The organism is Bradyrhizobium sp. SPXBL-02, from assembly GCF_051853065.1.
GTDB lineage: Bacteria > Pseudomonadota > Alphaproteobacteria > Rhizobiales > Xanthobacteraceae > Bradyrhizobium.
Window position 1 is genome coordinate 3,894,902 of sequence record NZ_CP182474.1, and the last position, 24,508, is coordinate 3,919,409.

At 64.8% G+C, this 24,508-nt stretch carries 20 protein-coding genes and 1 pseudogene; 14 read left to right on the forward strand and 7 right to left on the reverse strand.

The window, feature by feature from the left end; all coding sequences use genetic code 11:
* Positions 1–158 precede the first annotated feature (158 nt).
* Complete coding sequence (locus ACNJYD_RS18085; protein WP_212257215.1) at positions 159–1,496, forward strand: S41 family peptidase; 1,338 nt, start codon at positions 159–161, stop codon at positions 1,494–1,496.
* Between the two features lie 109 nt (positions 1,497–1,605).
* Here ACNJYD_RS18085 and ACNJYD_RS18090 read toward each other — a convergent pair whose 3' ends face one another.
* Positions 1,606–1,860: a hypothetical protein gene (locus tag ACNJYD_RS18090; protein WP_172783606.1), complete on the reverse strand. Its 255-nt coding sequence runs from the start codon at positions 1,858–1,860 to the stop codon at positions 1,606–1,608.
* 440 nt (positions 1,861–2,300) lie between these two features.
* Between ACNJYD_RS18090 and ACNJYD_RS18095 the strand changes: the two genes are divergently transcribed.
* The 7 genes from ACNJYD_RS18095 (at position 2,301) to ACNJYD_RS18125 (ending at position 9,458) form a co-directional block, all read left to right on the forward strand.
* Entirely contained in the window at positions 2,301–3,551 is a 1,251-nt protein-coding gene (locus ACNJYD_RS18095) for an OpgC domain-containing protein (RefSeq protein ID WP_439367262.1), read from the forward strand.
* 168 nt (positions 3,552–3,719) lie between these two features.
* Complete coding sequence (locus ACNJYD_RS18100) at positions 3,720–4,433, forward strand: Spy/CpxP family protein refolding chaperone (protein WP_439367264.1); 714 nt, start codon at positions 3,720–3,722, stop codon at positions 4,431–4,433.
* Between the two features lie 24 nt (positions 4,434–4,457).
* The gene (locus ACNJYD_RS18105) at positions 4,458–6,455 is read left to right on the forward strand and encodes an FAD-binding oxidoreductase (protein WP_439367266.1); all 1,998 of its coding nucleotides are present in this window, start codon (positions 4,458–4,460) and stop codon (positions 6,453–6,455) included.
* Between the two features lies 1 nt (position 6,456).
* Positions 6,457–7,161, forward strand: coding sequence for an iron reductase (locus tag ACNJYD_RS18110; RefSeq protein WP_172783609.1), 705 nt, complete (start codon positions 6,457–6,459; stop codon positions 7,159–7,161).
* On the forward strand, positions 7,158–7,934 hold the full coding sequence (locus tag ACNJYD_RS18115) for a class III cytochrome C family protein (RefSeq protein WP_439367268.1): 777 nt from the start codon (positions 7,158–7,160) through the stop codon (positions 7,932–7,934). The genes ACNJYD_RS18110 and ACNJYD_RS18115 overlap by 4 nt, the downstream gene beginning before the upstream one ends.
* A 260-nt stretch (positions 7,935–8,194) precedes the next feature.
* Positions 8,195–8,539 (forward strand): hypothetical protein, encoded by a 345-nt coding sequence (locus ACNJYD_RS18120; protein ID WP_172783611.1) that lies wholly within the window; start codon positions 8,195–8,197, stop codon positions 8,537–8,539.
* 307 nt (positions 8,540–8,846) lie between these two features.
* Entirely contained in the window at positions 8,847–9,458 is a 612-nt protein-coding gene (locus ACNJYD_RS18125) for an RNA polymerase sigma factor (RefSeq protein ID WP_439367270.1), read from the forward strand.
* Here ACNJYD_RS18125 and ACNJYD_RS18130 read toward each other — a convergent pair.
* From ACNJYD_RS18130 to ACNJYD_RS18150, 5 genes are all read right to left on the reverse strand, one after another.
* Positions 9,455–12,187, reverse strand: a complete 2,733-nt coding sequence (locus ACNJYD_RS18130) for a bifunctional diguanylate cyclase/phosphodiesterase (RefSeq protein ID WP_439367272.1) — start codon at positions 12,185–12,187, stop codon at positions 9,455–9,457. The genes ACNJYD_RS18125 and ACNJYD_RS18130 overlap by 4 nt on opposite strands.
* A gap of 176 nt (positions 12,188–12,363) precedes the next feature.
* Positions 12,364–12,897 carry a cyclic pyranopterin monophosphate synthase MoaC gene (gene moaC, locus ACNJYD_RS18135; RefSeq protein ID WP_271506510.1) on the reverse strand — a complete coding sequence of 178 codons (534 nt, stop codon included), beginning with the start codon at positions 12,895–12,897 and terminating at the stop codon, positions 12,364–12,366.
* A 1-nt stretch (position 12,898) separates the two neighbouring features.
* Complete coding sequence (gene trpC / locus ACNJYD_RS18140; RefSeq protein WP_212257212.1) at positions 12,899–13,720, reverse strand: indole-3-glycerol phosphate synthase TrpC; 822 nt, start codon at positions 13,718–13,720, stop codon at positions 12,899–12,901.
* A gap of 8 nt (positions 13,721–13,728) precedes the next feature.
* Positions 13,729–14,742, reverse strand: coding sequence for an anthranilate phosphoribosyltransferase (gene trpD / locus ACNJYD_RS18145; RefSeq protein ID WP_172783616.1), 1,014 nt, complete (start codon positions 14,740–14,742; stop codon positions 13,729–13,731).
* Between the two features lie 14 nt (positions 14,743–14,756).
* Positions 14,757–16,655 carry a SurA N-terminal domain-containing protein gene (locus ACNJYD_RS18150; protein ID WP_212257211.1) on the reverse strand — a complete coding sequence of 633 codons (1,899 nt, stop codon included), beginning with the start codon at positions 16,653–16,655 and terminating at the stop codon, positions 14,757–14,759.
* A 277-nt stretch (positions 16,656–16,932) separates the two neighbouring features.
* Between ACNJYD_RS18150 and tpiA the strand changes: the two genes are divergently transcribed.
* The 3 genes from tpiA to ACNJYD_RS18165 all read left to right on the forward strand — a co-directional run bounded on the left by tpiA (position 16,933) and on the right by ACNJYD_RS18165 (position 20,018).
* A complete protein-coding gene (tpiA, locus tag ACNJYD_RS18155; protein ID WP_212257210.1) occupies positions 16,933–17,691 on the forward strand; it encodes a triose-phosphate isomerase in 759 nt (252 codons plus the stop codon).
* A 145-nt stretch (positions 17,692–17,836) separates the two neighbouring features.
* Positions 17,837–18,220, forward strand: a complete 384-nt coding sequence (gene secG / locus ACNJYD_RS18160) for a preprotein translocase subunit SecG (protein WP_172783619.1) — start codon at positions 17,837–17,839, stop codon at positions 18,218–18,220.
* A 166-nt stretch (positions 18,221–18,386) separates the two neighbouring features.
* Positions 18,387–20,018 (forward strand): CTP synthase, encoded by a 1,632-nt coding sequence (locus ACNJYD_RS18165; protein ID WP_212257209.1) that lies wholly within the window; start codon positions 18,387–18,389, stop codon positions 20,016–20,018.
* A 42-nt stretch (positions 20,019–20,060) separates the two neighbouring features.
* On the opposite strand, the gene ACNJYD_RS18170 is transcribed toward ACNJYD_RS18165, so the two are convergent.
* Entirely contained in the window at positions 20,061–21,719 is a 1,659-nt protein-coding gene (locus ACNJYD_RS18170; protein WP_212257208.1) for a hypothetical protein, read from the reverse strand.
* 212 nt (positions 21,720–21,931) lie between these two features.
* Between ACNJYD_RS18170 and ACNJYD_RS18175 the strand changes: the two genes are divergently transcribed.
* The 3 genes and pseudogenes from ACNJYD_RS18175 (at position 21,932) to ACNJYD_RS18185 (ending at position 24,452) form a co-directional block, all read left to right on the forward strand.
* Positions 21,932–22,258, forward strand: coding sequence for an NIPSNAP family protein (locus ACNJYD_RS18175; RefSeq protein ID WP_212257207.1), 327 nt, complete (start codon positions 21,932–21,934; stop codon positions 22,256–22,258).
* A 120-nt stretch (positions 22,259–22,378) separates the two neighbouring features.
* Positions 22,379–23,241 (forward strand): annotated as a pseudogene (gene kdsA / locus ACNJYD_RS18180) (3-deoxy-8-phosphooctulonate synthase).
* Positions 23,241–24,452: an MFS transporter gene (locus ACNJYD_RS18185; protein ID WP_212257205.1), complete on the forward strand. Its 1,212-nt coding sequence runs from the start codon at positions 23,241–23,243 to the stop codon at positions 24,450–24,452. Before kdsA ends, ACNJYD_RS18185 begins: the two are co-directional and overlap by 1 nt.
* Positions 24,453–24,508 lie beyond the last annotated feature (56 nt).

Consider the following 24,508-nt stretch of genomic DNA (forward strand, 5'->3'; position numbering starts at 1 on the left):
GTTTAGGCCAAGGCGAAGGGATTTCTTCGGTCGACCCGCCTGTGTGGCGTCCCGGCCTTGAAGAAACCAGAATGGTATTGTGAGAGATGGGCTGGATCGCCATTTGCATGGCGCGTCCCAGCCTCAAGAGAACCGCCCAGCAAAAGGCACCCTCATCCATGCGGAAATCCCTGCTGTTCCCCCTGGGCGCGCTCACCGGAGCGTGTCTGACCCTTCTGGTAGCCAGCCCGCAGGGCGGCGTATGGGCGGCGCGGGCGGCAGTGAGCGCGGATGATGCCTATGCCCAACTCAATCTGTTCGGCGCGGTGTTCGAGCGGGTCAAGGCCAGCTATGTCGAGAAGCCCGACAATGCCAAGCTGATCGAGGGTGCGATCACCGGCATGGTGACCTCGCTCGACCCGCATTCGCGCTACATGAATGCCAAGGCCTGGACCGAGATGCAGGAGACCACCTCCGGCGAGTTCGGCGGCCTTGGTATCGAGGTCACGATGGAGGATGGCCTCGTCAAGGTCGTCTCGCCGATCGACGACACGCCGGCTTCGAAGGCCGGCATCATGTCCGGCGACCTCATCAGCAAGATCGACGGCGAGGCCGTGCAGGGCATGACGCTCGAGCAGGCGGTCAACAAGATGAAGGGGCCGGTCGACACCAAGACCAAGCTCACCATCATCCGCAAGGGCGCGGATGCGCCGCTCGACGTCGCGATCACGCGTGAGATCATCCATGTGCGCCCCGTGCGCTTCCACGTCGAGAACGGCGACATCGGCTATATCCGCATCACCTCTTTCAACGAGCAGACCACCGACGGCCTGAAGAAGGCGATCGCCTCGGTCTCCAAGCAGGTCCCGCAGGAGAAGCTCGCCGGCTATGTGGTGGACCTGCGCAACAATCCTGGCGGCCTGCTCGACCAGGCCGTGTCGGTGTCGAGCGCCTTCCTGCAGCGCGGCGAGGTCGTCTCGACCCGCGGCCGCTCTCCGGAAGAGACGCAGCGCTTCACCGCCCATGGCGGCGACCTCACCAAGGGCAAGCCGCTGGTGGTGCTGGTCAACGGCGGCTCGGCCTCAGCCTCCGAGATCGTCGCCGGCGCACTGCATGATCACAAGCGCGCGACGATCATTGGCACGCGCTCGTTCGGCAAGGGCTCGGTGCAGACCATCATTCCGCTCGGCGCCGACCACGGCGCGCTGGCGCTGACCACGGCACGCTACTACACGCCGTCGGGCCGCTCGATCCAGGCCCAGGGCATCGCGCCCGACATCGAGATCCTCCAGGACGTCCCGCCCGAGCTGAAGGGGCGGATGGACACCATGGCGGAGTCCCAGATGCGCGGCCATCTGTCGGCCGCCGACGGCAGCGAGCAGACCGGGTCGCAGTCCTACGTTCCGCCGGAAGAGAAGGACGACAAGGCCCTGCACGCGGCCTACGATTTCCTCCATGGCGTCACCGCAAATGCCGTCGCCGCCAAGCCTGCGACCAAGGCTGCAGTGCCGAACTAGACCTTACGAGCTCTACAGATAATGGATCGCCCGGGAGCGGATGGCCGCTTCCGGGCGATTTCGTTTGCAGCGCCGTCCCAGTTCGGGATCGCGGCACGGCAAGCCTTGGTCATTGCGGCTTCTTCGCGCCGGTATGGTGCGGGACTTCCGTCTTCGGCCCGCCACCATAATGGTGGCTGCCCCCGGAACCGCTGGTCGTTCCGCCGTCGCTCTCCTTCTTGCCCATGTGATGGGGGACCTCGGTCTTCGGTCCGCCCGAATAGTGATGGCCGTTCTTCTCGTCGGTCGCGCTCTTCTGCGCCATCGCGGGCAGCGCAACGAAGGACATGATCGCGGCCGCGATGATCAGCTTGCGGTGACTCATTTGGTTTCTCCTGTTCGAATTCATCAAGTGGTGCCAATCAAGTCCCGGTGGCTTGATCGAGCCGCAACCAAACCCGGAGTGCGATCGTCCGGGTTGAGCAAGATCAACATGCCGATGCGCATGCCGAGTGCTGAGATGTGAAGACTCGTCGAGTTGCTGCAGGCGACGCGAAGCGGCGATCTTCTTACAGAAAAAAATCTTAAGCCGACGCGCGAAATCGTAACCTCGTGCAATGCCCTCAAGCATGTCGCTCGGGGGGCATGTAGTCATCGGCAGGTGAACTGCCGATGGAGGACGAGATCCATCTCGATTTATTACGCGATTGAACCACAAAAAGAATTTGCTGGTGCGTCGACCGGCTTTGATGTCCGTCAAGCGGGCAACAACGACGCAACCTAGCGTGCCGGCTCGAACGAGCGACGACGAGGTTGCGATCCGAAATGGCGATCGTAATGATGGAGAACGTGCGGTTGACTGAAGAGACGGTTAACGACCCCGCGCAGCCCCTGCAAGTTATGCTTCTGTTGCGTCGTCGGCTGTGGGAGACGATCACGATCAGATCCGTGCTGGTCGTGCCGCGGCGCGATCTGCGTCTCGATCTTTTTCGCGGCCTCGCCAACTGGCTGATCTTTCTCGGGCACATTCCGGATTCCGCGCTGGTCTGGTTCACGACACGCAATTACGGCTTCAGCGACGGCGCCGATCTGTTCGTGCTGATCTCCGGCTACACCGCGACCTTCGTGTTCGGCGCGATGATGATGGAGCGTGGCTTCGTCATCGGAGCAACCCGGCTGCTGCGGCGGGTGTGGCAGCTCTATGTCGCTCACCTTCTGTTGTTCTTCGTCTATCTCACGGCCGTGCACTACATCGCGCACAGGTACGACGATCTGCATTTGATGGATCAGTTCAACGTCGCGCCGCTGATGAATTTTCCGGTCGAGACGCTCGCACAGGGCCTGATCCTCAAGTTCAAGCCGCTCAATCTCGACGTGCTGCCTCTCTACATCGTGCTGATGGCCGCGTTTCCCGCCGTGCAGTGGGTCATGCTGCGCTGGCGCAACGCGGTGATGATCGGCTCGCTCGGTCTGTATCTGGCGGCCCGCCATTGCGGATGGAATTTGCCGTCCTATCCGGCTGGAGTCTGGTACTTCAATCCGTTCGCCTGGCAATTGCTGTTCGTCTTCGGCGCCTGGCTGGCCTTGGGAGGGGCGGCCGCGAGCCGCTGGCTGCTGTCGTCCCGCACGGCGTTCGCCTTCAGCTGTGCCGTCCTGCTCTTTGCGCTGGTCGTGACGCTGGCCGAACGAATCCCGGGACTGCGCGATTCCGTCCCTGAAGGGCTCGCCGCGATCTTCATTCCGAACGACAAGACCAATCTCGGTCCCTATCGTCTCATCCATCTGGCGAGCCTGATGCTCATCGTCGTCCGGCTCATCCCGATCGACTGGCCGGGCCTCAAGTCGCCGCTGCTGCAGCCCTTGATCAGATGCGGCCAGCAATCGTTGTCGGTGTTCTGCGTCGGCCTGTTTCTGTCCTTCGTCGCGCATTTCGTGATCGAGTCGGGCTCCGAGGGAATATGGACGCAGCTGATCGTCGGTGCAGCGGGTCTGTGGATCATGACGATCATCGCCTATTACCGGACGTGGTCGAAGGATGTCGACAGGAGCCGCTCGGCCCAGGAGACGGGCGGATGATGACGTCCGGGCTGATCTCGCGGAAGAGACCATCAAGCCGCGTGGCACGTCCGTGCGTAAGAGCCGGAGAAGCTTCGCGTCCATAAGGCCTGACTGCCGCGCGCCTCGTCGTCTGATCGCCCACCTCGACGGTCAGATGACCAACTGAACCAAACCTGGAGAATGAACATGAACTCGAGAAATGTCGTCATGAGCGCAGCCACGTTCGCCGTGCTCGTCCTGGGGGCGGTTGTGCTGTCGCCGGCATACTCCGCCGATCCTGCTCGGATCGCGATGATGGATGACGACAAGATGAAGAGGCCCGATCCCTCGGATTCCGGCAGCAAGATGAACATGGGCCAGCCGGCAGGGCAATCTCAGAGCATGGGCGGCGGCCGGATGAACGACGACAAGATGAAGATGTCGCCGCAAGGCCAGATGCGGGACTGCCAGGGTGCGGGCTGTCAGGAGAACTCCGGCATGATGCAGATGATGCCGATGATGATGCAGATGATGGAGAAGATGATGCGCGGCCAGATGAGCCCATCCGGCGGCAGCGGTGGAATGAGCGGTCCGGCGGACGTGACCGAGCGGCTCGAAGGGCGGATCGCTTTCCTGAAGGCGGAGCTGCAGATCAGCGACAAGCAGAGTGCGGACTGGAATAACGTCGCGGACGCATTGCGGTCGAGCCGGCAGCACCTCCTGGAAGCGCGCAAGATGCTCGTCATGGACGACAAGCTCGGCGGTGCGGATCGTCTGGAGCACTACGAGCGGCATCTGTCCGAGCGTCTGGAGGCGATCAAGTCGGCTCGCTCGGCCTTCACGCGGCTCTACGCGTCGCTGAACGAAAGTCAGAAGCAGACCGCCGATACGATCCTGCTGCCTCTGATCGCATCGTTCTGACCGCCGATGTGAACGCGCAAGATCATGTCCGGTCCGATCCTTCGACGTCGCTTCGGCCTGCTTGCGCTGGGCATCCTGGCGAGCCAGCTCACCGCGATGGCCGCGCCGGCATCCGACGTCGGCCGCGGCGTAACAGCTGCCGCCGAAAGGTTCGCGCAGCCTTGGAAGGTCGCGGAGGCTGAGGGCGATCACGCGGCGCACCATCCCGCCGGGGCCGGCGGCGAGGCGAGGCCGGAGCCGGAGGGATCGGCCGGTCCGAGCGATGGACAAGCGGCTGGCGGGTCGCCCGCCGCTTCGTCCGCCGGAATGATGGGCGGAATGGACGGCATGATGGGCCGGCCGCGCAAGGCGTTCTATCCGGCATTGATGGAGATGCCGGCGCTGTCTGCCGAGCAGAGGAGCAGCCTGGAGAGCGAGGCGCACGCGCGGATCGGCGCCGAGACCGATCGCCTGGCGGATGCCGAAACGAACCTGCGGCACGCCATCGCCGGCGGCGACATCGCCGCCGCCGATCAGGCCTCGCGCCGGCTTCGCGAGTCCCTGAACGCGGTCCAGAGCGGCGTGGTCGCGCTGCGTTCGCTTCACGAAGGCAAACCGCCACAGCAGATCGCGCAGGCCTGGTTCAAGTCGCAAATGAACCTGCCGTCTGCCCGAAGCACTGTGGATGCCGATGACGGCGCGACCGGGATCTCCTGGTTTCACGTCACCACCATGGCGCTGCTGGCGCTGTTTTCGGTGGGGATGCTCGCCGTTTACATCGCGCGCATGCGCCGGGCGAACGCGCTCGTCGACCGGCTGACGCGCGTGGCAGTCGCTCCGGCTGCGGTCACGCCAATCATAACCACTGTAACCACGCCAGCCGCCAGTCCGCTGAACGACATCGGCGGAACGACGACTTCCGGGGATACAGACCGCCGACCGCCGCGCGGTGCGGCGAGTAGCCCCTGGAAGGGCAAGCTGAGGGTCTGCGCGATTTATCGGGAGACGCCTGACGTGAAGACCTTCCGACTGCAGGCGGCGGAGGGTGGTACGATTCCGTTTGCGTTCCTGCCCGGGCAGTTCCTGACCTATGCCATCGAGGTTGACGGACAGACGGTCAGGCGTTCCTACACGATCGCCTCGTCCGCGGCGCAGACCGCCTATGTCGAGACCACGATCAAGCGCCAGGAAGGCGGGCTGCTGTCCGACTACATGCACGGCCAGCTGAAGGAGGGGGACCTCGTCGATGTCACGGGCCCGTCCGGCGCCTTTACGTTCACGGGCACGGAGGCCGACAGCGTCGTCCTGATCGGTGGCGGGGTCGGCATCACGCCGTTGATGGCGGCGATCCGCTATCTCTCGGACATCGCCTGGCCCGGCCAGATTTACCTCATCTACGGCGCACAGACGACCGAGCAGTTCATCTTCCGGGACGAATTGGAATACCTGCAGCGCAGGATGGACAACCTGCACGTCGCGGCCACGATGATGCGGGCCTCAGGCACGTCCTGGATGGGACGCGAGGGGCAGATCACGGCCGAATTCCTGATACAGGCGGTGCCGGATCTTGCGAAGCGGCGCGTTCATCTGTGCGGTCCGCCCGGAATGATGGATGCGCTCCGCAAAACCCTGATCGGCCTCGGCGTGCCTGGCGAGCAGATCAAGACCGAAGCCTTCGGGCCGGCCCGCGGCGCCGTTCCACCGGCCGGCAAGGCCGCCAGCGAAGCGCAAATGGCGGAAGGAGAAGCGGGCAACCGAGGGGCCGCAGCAGTCGGTCCGGCAACGGCGACCATTCGCTTCGCCAAATCCGGCAAGATGGCGGCGCTGCCGCCGGACAAGAGCGTGCTGGAGGTTGCCGAGAGCGCTGGCGTTGCGATCGACTATTCCTGCAGGGCAGGGGTCTGCGGCGTCTGCAAGACGCATCTGTTGCAAGGCAACGTGACGATGGAGGTCCAGGACGCCCTGACCGCGGAGGACAAGGCGAACGGTCTCATCCTGGCCTGCCAGGCGAGATCGGTCGGGGATCTGGTCGTCGAGGTCTGAGATGTTGACCGGGAGAGAGCGCCTGATCGCCGACGCCGTGCTGGCGGCCCTGCTGCTGCTGGCGCCGGCTTTCGTGCTTCACTCAGACAGCCGCTTTGCCGGAAGCCTCGCCGGCTTCATCCTCGGCGCGTTCGCGGCCGCGCTGATGATCCTGCTTCTCGCCTATCCCATGACCAAATACAGCACGAGGCTCAAGGCCCTCGTCACGCGATGCGTGTCGATGCCGACGCTCCTGGCGTTTCACGCCTATGCCGGGATCGTCGCTGCATTCCTCGCGCTGCTGCATACCGGGCACAAGCTCCAGAGTCCGCTCGGGATCGCCCTTCTGACCAGCATGCTGATTGTGGTTGTCACCGGATTCGTCGGCCGCTATTACCTGCCGCAGACCGCGATGGAGCTGCGCCAGCAGCAGTCGCACCTGGCGACCTTGAGGTCGGCCTATGAGCGCTGCGCAGCGGCGATGTCCCCCGATCGGGATCCGCGAGACGGGGGCGGGATGCATGCACTGGCGTTGCAGGACGTGCCGCTGCTGCAGCTCGTCGACGGCATTTCCGATCTCGAAACGGCGATCGGATCGAGCGAGGCGGTCAAGGCGATCTTCATGCAGTGGATCGGGCTCCACGTCCTGGCGGCGATCGTCATGTACGCGCTGCTCGCGGTGCACGTGGCCACCGAGGTCTATTATGGGCTGCGGTGGCTCGCGTGACTGTCAGGGGCGTGCTCTATGTCGTGGTCGCGACCCTTGCGGTCGCGAGCGCGGCGGTCGCATCGATTGCCCTGTACCGGGGCAGCCCGGGACTCGTGCCGGGTTGGACAAGGCTCGTCAGTCCCGGGCCGCTGTCCGCCAAGCACGCATTTCTGGCCGACAGATGCGAGAGCTGCCATTCGCCGGTCAAAGGCGTCGAGGCAGCCGCCTGCATTACCTGTCATGCGCCTTCGGCCGCGGATCTCGCCAAGCAATCGACGGCGTTTCATGCCGTCATCGGCGGTCAGTGTTCCGGCTGCCATCGCGAGCACGCGGGCGACTCGCGTCCGATCCGGATGAACCATGCGTCATTGCTGCAAGTCACGATGGCGGCCTCCGGTAAGAGGGGGTTCGAGTGGAGCGCGGTCGATCAACTGAGAGCCGATCTGACGGAGTTTCTCGGACTGCCAAAGTCCGACTGGCCCGAAAGGGCCGCGCTCGATTGCGCCAACTGCCACAGCAACCGGGAGCCGCACCGCGGATTGTTTGGACGGGAATGCGCCGATTGCCATGCGCTGGCGTCCTGGAAAATCACGGGCTCCCTGCATCCGTCGCCAACCTCGAAAGACTGCGCCGAATGTCATAAGGCGCCGCCGAGCCACTATATGGACCATTTCATGATGGATCGGATGATTGCGGGACAGGAGCATGCATCGGTGGACCAATGCTTTTTGTGCCACACGACGGACTCATTCAATAACATTAAGAGCGTCGGCTGGATGAAGCACCATTGATGGTTGAACGCGACGCCGGTGGGCTTCCAACATTACGGGATCCGCGAAAAATATTTCATGGGCTGCTTGAGGTAGATGTCTTGCCGAAGCCGACAAATTCCGTGTGGCGCAAGGTCCGTCCCGCATGGCTGGCTCGGCATGCGCGCCGTTTTCTGTTGGCCGGCGATACAACCAGAGTTATATTTTCGAGGGCAAGCAGCGGTGCAGGAATGATTGGCTCGAGAAAGCCGAGGCGAAGGTGGTGGGGATGGCTTGTCGCCATGGCCTATCTGCTTGCGTCGATGACACCGTCGCTCGCCATCTCGGTCGCTCCACTCACTTCGATACCCTGCGAGCAGCCCGCGCATGCGCACGATCCAAGCAGTGCCGGATCGGCGGTGCATTCGCACGACGTTGCGAAAGACGGAGATTGTGACAACGAGCGGGACGAGCCCGGCGACCGGCATGCGGCCTGCTGTGGCTCGGTATTGTGCTTCAGCGCAGTGTCGCCTCAAGCACCTGGGATCGCGGAGTTCGTGTCGCCGCATTCGCGCTGCGAGGCGCACCCGGACGTGATCGGCGAGGAAGGCGCGTTCCGCCGCCACTATCGGCCCCCCATCGCCTGAGCTAGCTCCCGAAGATCGTACTGCGTCGCTCCAGGTCCGAGCGCGGATGGACACGTCTGTGACGGGTGCCGTACCCGGCGGATGATGGCGATGCGCCAGGCACTCGCGTGACGCTGCGCGTTGAGCAGAAGAACGTGGACGGGGCGATCATTGGCTCGCGCCATAGCGAGGCCGACGCGCAATCACGACGACGATCGTTCACGACTCTCTCGGGAGCTGCTGCCTCGGCGGACCGCGCTTGCGCGCGATCTGACGAATTTCGCTGCAACGAAGCGATCTCTCCAATGGCATGCAAGGACGATGGGTCATGAAATCGCGTAACGAGACTCTGCCGGTACAGGCGGCCGGCTCCCCGGACGTGCAGGACACGGTCGTTCGTGCCGCGCTCGTCGGCAGCTACGATCGCCTGCGCGGCTATCTGCAGCGACGCTTTGGCGGTCGGGCCGAAGCGGAAGAGGTGCTCCAGCTATTCATGTTGCGCGCATTGGAGCGGTCCGGCGACATTCGCGACGCGGACTCGGTTCGAGGCTGGCTGAGCCGGGTTCTGGCGACGACCATCGCCGACTTCCACCGCCAGGCATCAAGGAGCAGGACGAGGGAGATGCCGTTCCCGCATGAGCTCAACGATCGGCTGCCGGCCGAGCAGGACGCCGCGGCGAATGCCGCAGTCTGCGAGTGCCTCCACGTTCATCTGTCCTTGTTGAAGCCAGAGCACGCCGAAGTCATTCGAAGGATCGATCTCGGCGGCGAGCCGCGGGAATCCGTTGCCGCCGACCTCGGCGTGACCATGAACAACCTGACCGTTCGGCTTCACAGGGCACGACAAGCGCTGAAGGAGCGCCTCGAGCAAACCTGCGTCGTCTGCCTGGAGGAAAGCTTCTGGGAGTGCCGTTGCGCCGACAACCGAGGTCCGACCTAGCCGACCTCGCGGCGGCGGCTCTCGCTGCCGTCGCGCTGGGCGAGCCGGCTACGGTGCAGCGCGAACAGCTCCAGCATCTTGCCGGCGGGCTTGGCGGCGCTGAACAGGTAGCCCTGCATCTCGGAGCAGCCGAGCGTGCGCAGCAGACGCTGCTGCTCCTCGGTCTCGACGCCCTCGGCCGTCGTGGTCATGCGGCGGGCGGTCGCCAGGTTGACGACAGCCTGAACGATGCTGGCGGAGCCGTCGGGGCGGGCGATGTCGTCGACGAAGCAGCGGTCGATCTTGATCTTGTCGAACGGGAAGCGGTGCAGATAGCTCAGCGACGAGTAGCCGGTGCCGAAATCGTCGAGTGCGATGCGTATGCCGATGGCGCGGAGCTGGTGCAGGATCGCGAGCGCGGCATCGTCGTCGCGGATCAGGACCGCCTCGGTGATCTCGAGCTCGAGCCGGCTCGCCGGCAGGTTCGACGCGGCGAGCGCCGCCATGATCTTCAGCGCCAGCGTGCCGCTCTTGAACTGCACCGGCGAGACGTTGACGGCGAGGCGGATGTCGTCGGGCCAGCTTGCCGCATCCCGGCAGGCGGTCGCCAGCACCCATTCGCCGATCTCGTTGATCAGGCCGGTGTCTTCGGCGATCGGGATGAAATCGGCCGGCGAGACCCAGCCGCGCTCGGGATGGCGCCAGCGCACCAACGCCTCGCAGCCGGTGATGCGGTCGTCCTTCAGGCCGAGGCAGGGCTGGTAATAGACCTCGAGCCCGCCTTCGCGACCTGCTTGCGCGATGGCGTGGCGAAGGTCGCCCTCGAGCTGGCGGCGTTCGCGGACCTTGGCGTCCATGTCCGGCTCGAAGAAGCGGTAGGTGTGGCGTCCGGCGGACTTGGCCGCGTACATGGCCATGTCCGCATTCTTCAGGATCTGGTCGAGCGCCGTGCCGTGCTCCGGCGCGAGCGCGATACCGATGCTGGCGTCGCTGGTGAGATGATGGCCCATGCAGTCGAAAGGTGTGCGGATGGTGTCGAAGACGCGCGCGACGAGCTCGTTGACCTGATCCAACGACGTCACCGCGCCCTGCACGATGGCAAATTCGTCGCCGCCGAGTCGTGCCACGAAGTCCTCCGGACCCGCACAGCGGCGGAGGTTCGCCGCGATCGATTTCAACAGCTCGTCGCCGACGAGATGGCCGAGCGCGTCGTTGACGCCCTTGAACTCGTCGATGTCGATGTAATGGACCGCGATCTGCTCGCCGTCGCCGACCGCGGCCAGCTCTTGCCGCAGATGCTCGTGGAACATGGCGCGGTTGGGCAGGTCCGTCAGCGCGTCGTAATGGGCGAGGTGGGTGATGCGCTCCTCGATGCGACGGCGCTCCGTGACGTCCTCATGGGTCACCACCCAGCCGCCATCCGCGAGCGGTTCGTTGAGGATGTGGATCGAGCGGCCATCGGCGGTATCGACCACCATGGAGTTGCGGAGATGGATGTCCTTCAGGACGCGCGCGACGTAGGCGTCGACGTCGCCGGTGAACGAGCCGGTTGCCTTGCGATGGGCGATGATGTCGCGGAAGCTTGAGCCGGGCTTCACGACCTCGGCCGACAAACCGTACATCTCGATGTAGCGCTGGTTGCAGACGATGAGCCGCTGCCCGGCGTCGAACAGCAGGAGGCCCTGCGTCATGTTGTTGACGGCGCGGTCCAGCCGCTGCTTTTCCAGCGTCAGCCGTTCGCGCGAAAGGCGGTGCTGCTCCAGCAGCTTGCGCACGACGGCAATCAGCACGCCTGCAATCGCGAGCGCGGAAGAGGCCGCGACCGAGATCAGAATGCCGATCTGCTCGCGCCAATCCGCCAGGGCCGCCGCGCGCGTGGTGGTGGCCATCATCAGGATCGGGAAGTGGGGCAGCGCATGGGAGGAGATCAGCCGGTCCTCACCATCGATGGGGCTGTTGACGCGGCCGGCGAAATGATCGAGGCCGAACACCCTCTGATGCTCGAAAAGACCGGTCTTGAAGTTTCGTCCCATCAATTCGCCGGAATGCGGATAACGGGCGAGCAGCGTGCCGTCGCGATGCAGCATCGAGATCGTCGCGCCTTCGCCGAGCACGACGGAGGCGAAGAATTTTTCGAAATTGGCGGGCTCGATGCCGCGTCCGACCATACCGAGGAACTCGCCGCGTGGTCCGACGACCCTCCGCGCCACCAGAATGGTCCATGCGCCGGAGATGCGGCTGTGCAGCGGCTCGATCAGGACATCAGGCGCATAGGGATCGTACTTGAAGGTGCGGAAGTAGGCGCGATCGGCAACATTCACCTTTGGGGCCGGCCATGCCGTCGACGAATTGATCAGATTGCCTTCGGCATCGATGATGTTGACGCCGCCCATATAAGGCAGCGCCTCGATCTTCGACCGCAGCATCCGGTGCACGTCCTCGCCGGAGAGGCGCTTGCGATAGTCCTCTCCGGTCGCAATTCCGGTGGTGCGGACGTGATCGACGAAATCCTTCTGGATGACCGCGAAGTCCTGCAATTGCTGATCGAAATGATGAGCGAGCAGCAGCACGGTGTTTTCCAGCTCGCGGCTGGAATTGCGCAGCGCCCGCTCGCGGAAGTTCTGCGCCATCAGCACCGAGCCTATGGCGATGGCCGCGATCAGCAGCGTGCCGCCCACCACCAGCCAGCGGATCGGTCCGCTGCGCACGAAGACCTGGTCAAAGAGACGACTGCCGAATTTCATCTTCATGCTGGATCGTTGCCGCGCACACGTCAGGATCAATTCATGAGCCTGAGAACACCCGTTGGTTTACGGGGACGGTGTGGAGGTTAAGTTAGGAAGCGCGGTTAACGAAACGTGAACGGTCGCGCGCAAAAGCAATCCATGCGCGCGGCGCGAAAGCGGCGCGTCAACGCAAGCCCGCTTCAGACGCGGTAATGGCCGGATTTGCCGCCGAGCTTCTCGACGAGATGGATGCCCTCGATGCGAACGCCGCGCTCGACTGCCTTGATCATGTCGTAGATGGTGAGGCAGGCGACCGATACCGCCGTGAGCGCCTCCATCTCGACGCCGGTCGGTCCCGTCACCTTCACGCTGGCCCGCACCACGCAGCCCGGCAGCTTTGCGTCAGGCTCAATGTCGACAATGACCTTCGACAGCGCGAGCGGATGACAGAGCGGGATCAGCTCCGAGGTGCGCTTGGCGGCCATGATGCCGGCGATGCGCGCGGTGCCGAGCACGTCGCCTTTCTTGGCGTTGCCGGACACGATCAGATCGAGCGTCGTCTTGGTCATGACGACGCGTCCCTCGGCGACCGCAAGCCGCTCCGTCGCGGGCTTGTCCGAGACGTCGACCATCCGCGCCTCGCCGGAGGCGCCGATATGGGTGAGGGCGGGGCCGGCCTTGGCTTTGGCCTGCTTCGTCTTGGCTGACCTGGTCTTTGCTGGCTTGCGCGCCATCTCAGCGCGTGCCCGCCGCGCGCGCCGTCGCCTCGCGCGCGAGCAGCGCGCGTGTTGCCGCCGTGACGTCGGCCTGCCGCATCAGGCTTTCGCCGACCAGGAAGGTCGACATGCCGACGCGCTCCAGCCGGGCGAGGTCTTCTTGCGTGAAGATGCCGCTCTCGCCGACCATCAGCCGATCCGCGGGGATCAGCGGCGCCAGCGCCTCGCTGGTCGCCAGCGTGGTCTCGAAGGTACGCAAATTGCGGTTGTTGACCCCGATCATCGGCGACCGCAACTTCAGCGCCCGGTCGAGCTCGGTACGGTCGTGGATCTCGATCAAGACGTCCATGCCATGGGCGATGGCGGCGTCCTCGAGCTCCCTGGCGGCGGCGTCATCGAGCGCCGCCATGATGATCAGGATGCAGTCGGCGCCGTGTGCGCGCGCCTCGACCACCTGGTAGGGATCGAACAAGAAATCCTTGCGCAGCACGGGGAGCGAGGTTGCTTCGCGCGCGGCCACCATGAAGTCGAGATGGCCCTGGAACGAGGGCGTGTCGGTCAACACCGACAGGCAGGCTGCGCCGCCCGCCTCGTAGGCCTTTGCGAGTGCCGGCGGGTCGAAATCGGCGCGAATGAGTCCCTTGGAGGGCGAGGCCTTCTTGATCTCGGCGATCAGCGCGTAGCCGCCCTTGGCGTGCTTGGCCTTGATCGCGCGCAGGAAACCGCGCGGCTCGGAGGCGGCCTTGGCTTGCGCCTCGACCGTGGAGAGCGGACGCGCGCGCTTCGCCGCCGCGATCTCCTCGCGCTTGTAGGTCTCGATCTTGGTCAGGATGTCAGACATGCGGGAGTTCAGCTGTTGGAGACCGCGACCAGGTGCTTCAGCTTCGCGTTGGCCGCGCCGCTGTCGATCGAGCGGACGCCGATCGCGACGCCTTCCTTGAGGTCCTTGGCGCGGCCGGCCACGACCAGCGCGGCGGCGGCGTTGATCAGCGCCACGTCGCGATAGGGGCTCTGCTTGCCGTCGAGCACGCTCTGCAACGCGATCGCATTGGCGTCGGCGTCACCGCCTTTGAGCGCACCGGCCTCGCAACGCGGAAGCCCGGCTTCCTCCGGCGTCACCTCGAAATTCCGGATTTCGCCGTTGTGGAGCGCGGAGACGAAGGTCGGGCCGGTGAGGGTGATCTCGTCGAGACCGTCGGAGCCGTGCACCACCCAGGCGGAGTCGGAGCCGAGGTTCTTGAGCACCTGCGCCAGCGGCTGCACCCATTGCCGTGAGAACACGCCGACCATCTGCCGCTTCACGCCGGCCGGGTTGGACAGGGGGCCGAGCAGGTTGAAGATCGTACGCGTGGCAAGCTCGACGCGGGTCGGGCCGACGTTCTTCATGGCGGGATGGTGGGCGGGGGCGAACATGAAGCCGATGCCGCATTCGCGCACGCAGCGGCCGACCTGCCCCGGCTTGAGATCGATCTTCACCCCGAGCGAGGCCAGCACGTCGGCGGCGCCCGAGCGCGACGACAGCGCGCGGTTGCCGTGCTTGGCCACCGGCACGCCGGCGCCCGAGACGATGAAGGACGCGCAGGTCGAGACGTTGACCGAGCCGGAGCCGTCGCCGCCTGTGCCGACGATGTCGACCGCCTCGGGCGGCGCCTGCACGGTCAGCATCTTCGAGCGCATCGCCGCGACCGCGCCGGTGATCTCGTCCACGGTCTCGCCGCGCACCCGTAGCGCCATCAGAAGCCCGCCCATCTGCGAGGGCGTGGCCTCGCCGCTCATCATGGCATCGAAGGCGGAAGCGGCTTCGTCACGCGACAGGCTGGCGCCGGTCGCCACTTTTCCAATGATAGATTTCAGGTCGTCCATCGCGTGCTTTCAACTCACTGGTTCGCGCCGGTCACCTGCGCGAAGGCGGCCTGATTAATGGTGGTCCCGATGTCGGTTTCAAGCTTGTTGACGTAGGAAGCGACCTGCTCCTCGGTCTGGGCGCGCTCGAGGCTCTCCTTCAGCTTCTTGACCGCGTCCGAGGCAAAGTCGACCGCGGGATCGATGATCTCGGTGACGCGAAAGACGATCATCTCGCTGCCGCCGCTCACGGCCGTCTGTCCGATGCCATCCTTGGCGGTGCGGAAGGCCGCCGCCACGACGGTGCCGGGCACGCCGGCGGGCGAGTCGTCGCGCTTGAAGCCGGTCGCGGTCTCGACCTTGGTGCCAACCGCGGCCGCCTCGTCGGCGAGCTTGCCGCCCGATTCGAGCTTCTGCACCATCTCGGTCGCCTTGGCCTTCAGCTTGGTCGCGATCTGGTCCTGGCGCCAGCGCGCCTCGACCTGGTCGCGGACCTCGTCGAGATTGCGGTCGCGCGAGGGCGTGATGGCGAGCACGTCGTACCAGACATAACCACCCTTGAACGAGATCGCGTCGTTGTCGACGCCGACGTCGGTGTTGAAGGCCTGCGACACCACGTCGAGGCCTTGCGGGATGTTGGCGATCGGCTGGCCGTTCGGGGCGCGGCCGGAGCGGTCGACGGCTTCGATGGTCACGGCAGTGAGGCCGAGCTTCTGCGCCGCGTCGATGACGCTGGAGCCGCCGCCGCGCTCGTCTTCCATCTTGTCGCGGAGATCGGCGACCTTGAGCCGCGCGCGCTCAGTCGCGATCTCGCGCTTGATGTCGCCGGCGAGCTTGGCGTAATCGGCTTCCACGCCCGGCTCGATCTTGTCGACCTTGACGATCGAGGTGCCGAGGGCGCCCTGAATCGGCTGGCTGATCTCACCGGCCGGAAGCGCGAAGGCAGCAGTCCCGACCGCAGGATCGAGCGCCGACTTGGCCACCAGTCCAAGATCGACGTCGGAAGCGCTCAGCCCGCGCTCCTTGCCGAGGTCCTCGAACGACATGCCGCCGGCGAGGCGCTCGCGTGCCGCCTTGGCCTCGGCCTCGTTGGGAAACACGATGTGGTGGATCTGGCGCTTCTCCGGCGTGCCGAGCCGGTCCTTGCGCTGCTCGAACATCTTCTTGGCATCCTCATCGGAGACCTCGGTCCATTTGCCGATTTCTTCCGGCGAGATCACGACGAAGGCGATCTTGCGATATTCGGGCGCGCGGAACTGGACCTTGTGGTCCTCGAAATAGGTCGCGAGGGCTTCGGGCGAGGGCGCCTCGATGGTGCCGGCCTGCGCAGCATCGAGCTTGGCGAATTCAATGGCGCGCTGCTCGTTCTGGAACCGCGTCAGCACGTCGATCATGGCCTTGGGCGGCTCGAGGCCGGCACCGACCGTGCCGGTGATCTGCCGGCGCAGCGACACCTTGCGCTGCTCGGCGACATAGCGCTGTTCGGTGTAGCCGAAGTTGCGGATCAAGGCCTGGAAGCGGTTCGCGTCGAAATTGCCGCCGACGCCCTTGAAGTTGGGATCGTTCATGATGAGCTGGCGGATCTGCTCGTCGGACTGGCCAAGTCCGAGCCGGCGCGCCTCTTCGTCGAGGGCGGCCTCGGCAATGGTCTGCTGCAACACTTGGCGATCCAGGCCGAAGGCGCGCGCCTGGTCGGGCGTCAGCGGACGGCCGAACTGGCGGCTGATCTGCTGCAGGCGGTCGGTGTAGATCTGACGGAACTCGTTGAGCGAAATCTCGGTGCGGCCGATCTTGGCCACCGTGGACTGCCCGAAGCCCTTGAAGATGTCGGCGATGCCCCAAATGCCGAAACTGACGATCAACACGCCCATCACCACGGCCATAATGGTCTTGCCGAGCCAGTTCGATGAGGCCTTACGCATTCCTCGGAGCATTTGGTCCAACTTGTTTGGTCAGGAGGGGAACGGAGCGCGTCTTAATGCAGATTCCGCAAAAGCGCGTCACCAAATTGATAGATCATCATAAAGTGGCGGCTTTCCCCCCGCAACCTCGCCTCATGCGACGGCGAGAAGCTGCGGTTAAGAGTCCCAAAGCGTTTTCAAGCGAAGCGGAGCCCGGTTCGCGCCACGAAAACGCGTCAAAACAAGAATCTGGAACTGCGGCAGGTCCTCTGCTAGCGCATGGACAAACCCCGTATCGCTGGAAACTGACATGACCGACGCCATCCGACCGCTGATCGCCGGCAACTGGAAAATGAACGGCCTGAAGGCCCAGGCTGTCGAATTCGACGCCATGCTCAACGGCGCGGCAGACGTGGCTGGCAAGGCCGACCTGCTGGTCTGCCCGCCGGCGACCCTGATTGTGGCGTTTGCCGAGAAGGCGCGCGGCAAGAAGGTTGCGGTCGGGGCCCAGGACTGCCATCCCAAGGCCTCCGGCGCCCATACCGGCGATATCGCTGCCGAAATGCTCGTGGATGCAGGCGCAACGGCCGTTATTGTCGGGCATTCCGAGCGCCGCGCCGACCACGGCGAGGGCGATGCGCTGATCCGGCAGAAGGCCGAGGCGGCCTGGCGCGCCGGGGCCATTGCGATCGTCTGCATCGGCGAAACGCAGGGCCAACGCGATGCGGGCCAGACCCTCGACGTCCTGCGCGGGCAGCTCGACGCCTCGCTGCCGGATGGCTCGACGGCGGCCAATCTGGTCGTGGCCTATGAGCCGGTCTGGGCGATCGGCACGGGCCTGACCCCCACGGCCCAGGATGTCGAGCAGATTCATGGCTTTATCCGGGAGTTCCTGATCTCCAGGTTCAAGGGCGAGGGGGCCAGGATGCGGATTCTCTATGGCGGCTCGGTCAAGCCCTCGAACGCAGCCGAGCTGATGGCGGTGAAAAACGTCAACGGTGCCCTGGTCGGCGGCGCCAGCCTGAAAGCGGCCGATTTCCTTGCCATTGCCAAGGGCTGTCCTAACTAAGCGCTGCCAACCCGAACCGTGGGTCCGGGCCCGATCGGGGGTGGCATTGCCACGTCCGATCGTGTAACACCGCGCAACTTCAGGAAAACCCGCGAAGCGCGATCGGCCGCCGTCAGGCGCCGCCCGCTTGTGACGGAAGGATATCATGCAGACCGTTGTCATCGTCATCCACCTCATGATCGTCGCCGTCATGATCGGTGCCGTCCTGCTCCAGAAGTCGGAAGGCGGCGGGCTCGGCATGGGCGGCGGCGCGGGCTTCATGTCCAGCCGCGGCACGGCGAACCTGCTGACTCGGACCACGGCGATCCTCGCCGTCGGCTTCTTTCTCACCAGCCTGTTCCTGTCCTGGTATGCCGGTTACGACCGCAAGCCGTCATCGATCATCGGCCAGCCCGCGCAGACCCAGCCGGCCGGCGGATCGCCGATCGCGCCGCCGACCTCGGGCGGCATCCTGGATTCGCTGAAGAAGGCCGACGAGCAGCAGCAAGCACCGGCTCCGACCGGTCCTCAGGTGCCACGCTCGCAATAAAGCAGGGGGGCCATGCAGGGCGATGGCTACCGTCCTGCATCAACAATCCCCATCAAGGCACTGTCACCACTCTCAGTTCTGGATCACCCACAGGCCCGCAAAATCTTTGGGGCGGAATACGAATCGCTTTGGCGAATCGAATTCGAGGGATTAGAGGTTAAGTCCCATGGCGCGGTACATATTCATCACCGGCGGCGTGGTTTCTTCGCTCGGCAAGGGTTTGGCTTCGGCGGCACTGGGTGCCCTGCTGCAGGCCCGGGGCTACAAGGTCCGCCTCCGCAAGCTCGACCCCTACCTCAACCTCGATCCCGGAACGATGTCGCCGTATCAGCACGGCGAAGTGTTCGTGACCGATGACGGCGCGGAGACCGATCTCGATCTCGGTCACTACGAGCGCTTCACCGGCCGGCCGGCGACCAAGGCCGACAACATCACCACGGGACGCATCTACCAGGACATCATCTCGAAGGAGCGCCGCGGCGATTATCTCGGCGCGACCATCCAGGTGGTTCCGCACGTCACCAACGCCATCAAGGAATTCGTTCTCGACGGCAATGACGATTACGACTTCGTGCTGGTCGAGATCGGCGGCACCGTCGGCGACATCGAGGGCCTGCCGTTCTTCGAGGCGATCCGCCAGCTCAAGAACGAGCTGCCGCGCGACCATGCCGTCTACATCCATCTGACGCTGCTGCCCTATATTCCGAGCGCCGGCGAATTGAAGACGAAGCCGACGCAGCACTCGGTGAAGGAGCTGCGCTCCATCGGCATCCAGCCGGACATCCTGCTCTGCCGCACCGACCGCGAGATCCCGAAGGAGGAGCGGCGCAAGCTCGGGCTGTTCTGCAACGTGCGCGAAAGCGCCGTGATCGAGGCGCGCGACGTCGACAACATCTATGCGGTCCCCGAGGCCTATCACAATGCGGGCCTCGACGACGAAGTGCTCGCCGCCTTCGGCATCGCCTCGCGGATTCCGCCGGAGCTGCGCAGCTGGCAGCAGATCAACGAGCGCATCCGCAACCCCGAAGGCAACGTCACCATCGCCATCGTCGGCAAGTATACCGGCATGAAGGATGCATATAAGTCGCTGATCGAGGCGCTCTCGCATGGCGGCATCGCCAACAAGGTGAAGGTCAATCTCGACTGGATCGAGAGCGAGATCTTCGAGAAGGAAGATCCGGCGCCGTTCCTCGAGCACGTCAACGGCATCCTGGTGCCCGGCGGCTTCGGCCAGCGCGGCGCCGAAGGCAAGATCAAGGCGGCGCAGTTCGCGCGCGAGCGCGACGTGCCGTATTTCGGCATCTGCTTCGGCATGCAGATGGCGGTGATCGAGGCCGCGCGAAACCTGGTCGGCATCGAGGACGCCAACTCCACCGAGTTCGGCCCGACCAAGGAGCCCCTGGTCGGCCTGATGACGGAGTGGCTGCGCGGCAACGAGCTCGAGAAGCGCTCGCAGGCGGGCGACCTCGGCGGCACGATGCGGCTTGGCGCCTATCCGGCAGCGCTCAACCGCGGCAGCCGCGTCTCGCAGGTCTATGGCGGCGCGACCGAAATCTCCGAGCGTCACCGCCATCGCTACGAGGTCAACACCGCCTACAAGGACCGCCTCGAGCAGCACGGCCTGAAATTCTCAGGGCTCTCGCCCGACGGCGTGCTGCCTGAAATCGTCGAATACGAGGATCATCCCTGGTTCATCGGCGTCCAGTTCCACCCCGAGCTGAAGTCGCGGCCGTTCGAGCCGCATCCGCTGTTCGCCTCGTTCATTCAGGCGGCGATGGTGCAGAGCCGGCTGGTGTAGCCGGCTCGGTCTTCCCTGACGAAGTCTTGCTCGCACGTCCGGCTACGCGGCCGCGATGTCCATCCTGCGGCAGAAGCAAGATGCCTTGATCGGCACCTCCGCCCGCGACTGGGCGAGGTCAAGTCGCTGCTTGATCAGCGGCCTTTCGGTCTTGTCGCCACGCCGCATGAGACATTCGTGCAAGCCGTGAAGCGACCACAGATTGTCGGGATGCTGGCAGGCTCGGCTCAGCTTTCCATCGAGGCCGAGATCGGAACGGTACACCGCCTCGGCTTCCTCGATCCGTCCCTGTTCCAGGAGCAGCGCGCCGAGTGCGTGACGCGGTGGCTGCATCCATCCCCACGGCTCGTCATAGGGCAGGGCGTCGCTGAGCGCGACGGATCTACGCAGCTCAGCGAATGCAAAGTCGTAGTTGGCTTTGCGATATTCCAGTTCGCCATTCAACATGGCTTCGGCCACGCCGAGCAGGGCGACGACATTGTTGTTGTGCACGAGCCGGCTCTCCGGCACGCGCGTCTTCGCCTGTGCGAACAACGCTTTCTCAGTTTCGGCGTCGGCGACGTGGCCAAGCGCCGAATGAGCCACCGCCTTGGCGTAGTGGATCATCGCCGTCACCGAGCAGTATAGCTCGCGATCCTCCGGCAGCTGTTGGGCAATGATGTCGTGCCATTTGCCGAAACGCACGAGAACGTGCTGCTTCATCGTCAAATAGCCTTCCAGGAAGTCCGCCATGGGGGGCGATTGAATGCGCAGCACTGGCTCGGGCACGGTGGCAATGAGTTCCTCGGCCGCTGCGATAGCGGGGGCGTATTGACCCAGGAACATCGCGCCGTAGATGGCAAAGTGGAAGTTGTGGATGACATAGACCAGGTAGACACCCGGATCGTCCGAATAAGCGAGGAACCTGCGGTCGGTCGTCAGCGCCTTCTGATTGTAGAGCAGGACGTCGTTGTATTGCCCGCACAGCACGTCGAGATGCGTCGGCATGTGGATCAGATGGCCGCTATCGGGGACGATCGCGCGCAGCCGGTCGCTAGCCCGCATCGCCCGTTGCGGGAAGGGCGACATCTCCATGAGATGGACGTAGAGATGAAGCAGTCCCGGATGATTCCACGCAGCCGGCCATCGATCGAAAGCTTGTTCGAGCACGGCCCTGCATTCCTCGGTGCCGGCGCCCTTGGTGGGTTCTCCAGACTCAAGGTCCCACATCAGCCACGGCGTCTCGTTCATGATCGATTCGGCAAAGATGGCTCGGACCTCGAGATCGTCGGGATACGTGGCGAAGACCTTTCGCATCTCTCGCGTGAAGGCCTTGTCCCACGGCGCCATGTCCTCGATCGCTTCACGCTGCGGATAGCGCGCAGACAGGGCGCGGATCAGGGCTTGCTCGACCGGGCTCGCCTTGTCCGCCTGCGCGAGCGCGTCCTGCGTCGCATCGTATGATGCAGCGAGCGCCAATTGACGGCCTTGTGCGTCATAGCGGACCCAGGGCAGGTTGTAGTTGGGACCCGCGGCGTAGCCGATGCCCCAGTGCGCCATGGCGCCGCTGTTATCGAACTCGAGCGCCTTGCGAAAACATTTGATCGCCTCGCCGTGGTTGAATCCGAACACCCAATTGAGCCCTCGGTCAAACCAGAGCTGCGCATCAGGCGAAGTCGTGGTGATTTTGCGGCTGTACGGTCCGAGATCAAAATAGGTCATTGCCTCTGCCTCCTTTGATCGCTTCGGTCGTTTCGCCGATTGCTCTCGGGCCGTCGGCGGCTGATACGCCAGGACCGAGCGTACATTATCAAGAGCGTCGGCCCCCTGCTATCGAGCTATGCACGAAACGCCATGAGGGGCGCCCGGGCGAGGCTCAAGACAGAGTTGTGGCCAGCGGGTATAACCGCCGCTCCTGTCAGGGAGGACCATGAATGATCTACGAAATGCGCGTCTATCGCTGCCTGCCCGGCCGCCTGCCGGCATTGCTCAAGCGGTTCGAGGCTGCCACGCTGAAGATCTGGGAGAAGCACGGCATCAAGCAGGCGGGGTTCTTCACGACCGTGATCGGTGAATCCAACCAGGAGCTGACCTATTTCCTCGCTTGGGACTCCCTCGCCGAGCGCGAGAAGAAGTGGGCCGCGTTCATGACCGATCCGGACTGGATGAAGGCCCGCGCCGAGAGCGAATCCGACGGGCAGATCGTTGCCAATATCGTCAGCCAGATCCTGGCGCCGACCGCTTTCTCGGCGGTGAAATAGCCAACGCCAGCGCGGCTGGGGGGACCCTGGCGCAACCCTGATATTCGGACCGCCCGGGCGGAAGAGGGGTTGATCCGACCCTCATGGCGGCTATGGTCGCGCCGAAACGAGGGATTTGCCTTGAGCTCTTCGACGTCAGCAGCGCCGGTCGTCACCGTCGGCAGGGTCAAATTCGGCAATGATCTGCCGATCTCGGTCATTGCTGGGCCCTGCCAGCTGGAGAGCCGCGAGCATGCGCTGGAGGTCGCCTCCGCGCTGAAGGAGATCGCGGCGCGGCTGAACATCGGCCTCGTCTACAAGACCTCGTTCGACAAGGCCAACCGCACCAGCGCGGCGGCGGCGCGCGGGCTGGGTCTTGCGCAGTCGCTGCCGATCTTCGCGGAGATCCGATCCTCGCTCGGCTTGCCCGTGCTGACCGACGTGCACGACGCCACGCAATGCGCCGAGGTGGCGCAGGCGGTGGACATCCTGCAAATTCCGGCCTTCCTGTGCCGGCAGACCGATCTGCTGCTGGCGGCGGCTGCGACCGGCAAGGTCGTCAATGTCAAGAAGGGCCAGTTCCTGGCGCCCTGGGACATGGCCAACGTCGTGACCAAGATCACCAGCGCGAACAATCCGAACGTGCTCGTCACCGAGCGCGGCGCCTCATTCGGCTACAACACGCTCGTGTCCGACATGCGCGCGCTGCCGATCCTTGCGCGCAGCACCGGCGCGCCCGTCATCTTCGACGCCACCCATTCGGTGCAGCAGCCAGGCGGGAAGGGGACGTCCTCGGGCGGTGAGCGCGAATTCGTGCCGGTGCTGGCGCGTGCAGCTGTCGCGGTCGGCGTTGCCGGCGTCTTCATCGAGACCCATCCTGATCCCGATCGCGCGCCATCGGACGGCCCCAACATGGTGCCGCTGCGCGAGTTCGAGGGCTGGTCGCGCGATTGATGGCGTTCGATGCGCTGGCCAAGACGACGTCAAAGAGCACCATGCGCTGATGCACCAGCCTGTGACCAGGCCGTCGTCCGACCAGAAATTTCCGCCCGCGATCAACATCATTGCGCTCGCCGGCTTCTCGGCCGCACTGTCGACGCGCGCGCTCGATCCCGTCCTGCCGCATGTCGCGGATGATTTCGCGATCAGCATCACGACGGCCGCCAGCATCGCGGCCGGCTTTGCCTTGATCTACGCGCTGGTTCAGCCGGCGATCGGAGCGGCGGCCGATCTGTTCGGCAAGGCGCGATTGATGACGGCGTGCCTGGCGCTGCTGGGCGTTGCCTGCATCCTCGGCGCGCTCGCCACCTCCTTCTCCGGATTGTTCGCAAGCCGCATCCTGGCCGGCATCGCCGCAGGCGGCGTGTTTCCTGTCGCGCTCGGCCTCACCGCCGATCTCGTTGCGCCGGCCAAGCGGCAGGTTGCGATCGGGCGCACGATGGCGGGCTCGATGACCGGCAATCTGCTCGGCTCGTCCGCCAGCGGAATCATCGGCGATTTCATCGGCTGGCGCGGCGTGCTGGTGATCCTCGGCGCGCTCGGGCTGATCGCGGCCGTGGCGGTTGCGGCAGGATTTCGCGGGGCCGCGCTGACGGCGCCGCCGAAGACGGATTTCAGGACGTTGCGGCAGGGCTACCGCACGATCTTCTCCAATCCCAACACGCGCTACAGCTATTCGGCCGTGTTCGTCGAAGGCTGCTGCGTGTTCGGCTTGTTTCCCTTCATCGCCGCGTTCCTGTTCGAGCTCGGCGAGAAATCCCTCTCGATCGCGGGCATCGTGATCGCGGGATTTGCGGTCGGCGGGTTGCTCTACACGCTCACCGTCTCGCGCATGCTGCCGCGGCTCGGCGTCAAGGGCATGATGATCGCGGGCGCGAGCCTCGTGGCGTTGCAGCTCGGCGCGCTCGCCTTCGGTCCCGGCTGGAAGCTGCAATTCGTCAGCATGCTGGCGATGGGCTGGGGCTTCTACATGATCCATGGCTGCCTGCAGGTGTTCGCCAGCGAGCTGTCGATCGGTGCGCGCGCGACAGCGATGTCGCTGCATTCGTTCTTCTTCTTCATGGGGCAGACGGTGGGACCGCTCGCCTATGGCTTCGGGCTCCAGCATGGCGGCAAGGTGCCGACGTTGCTCGCAAGCGCCGCGATCATGGTGGTGCTGGGCCTCGTCTGTGCCCGCATGCTGCGGCAGCGGGCCCCGTCAGACGCCCGCGTCTGAGGCGCGTCCGGGAGAAGCGTCGCCCCTTCAAAAAGCTTCGCGAGCGGTCTTTGCGG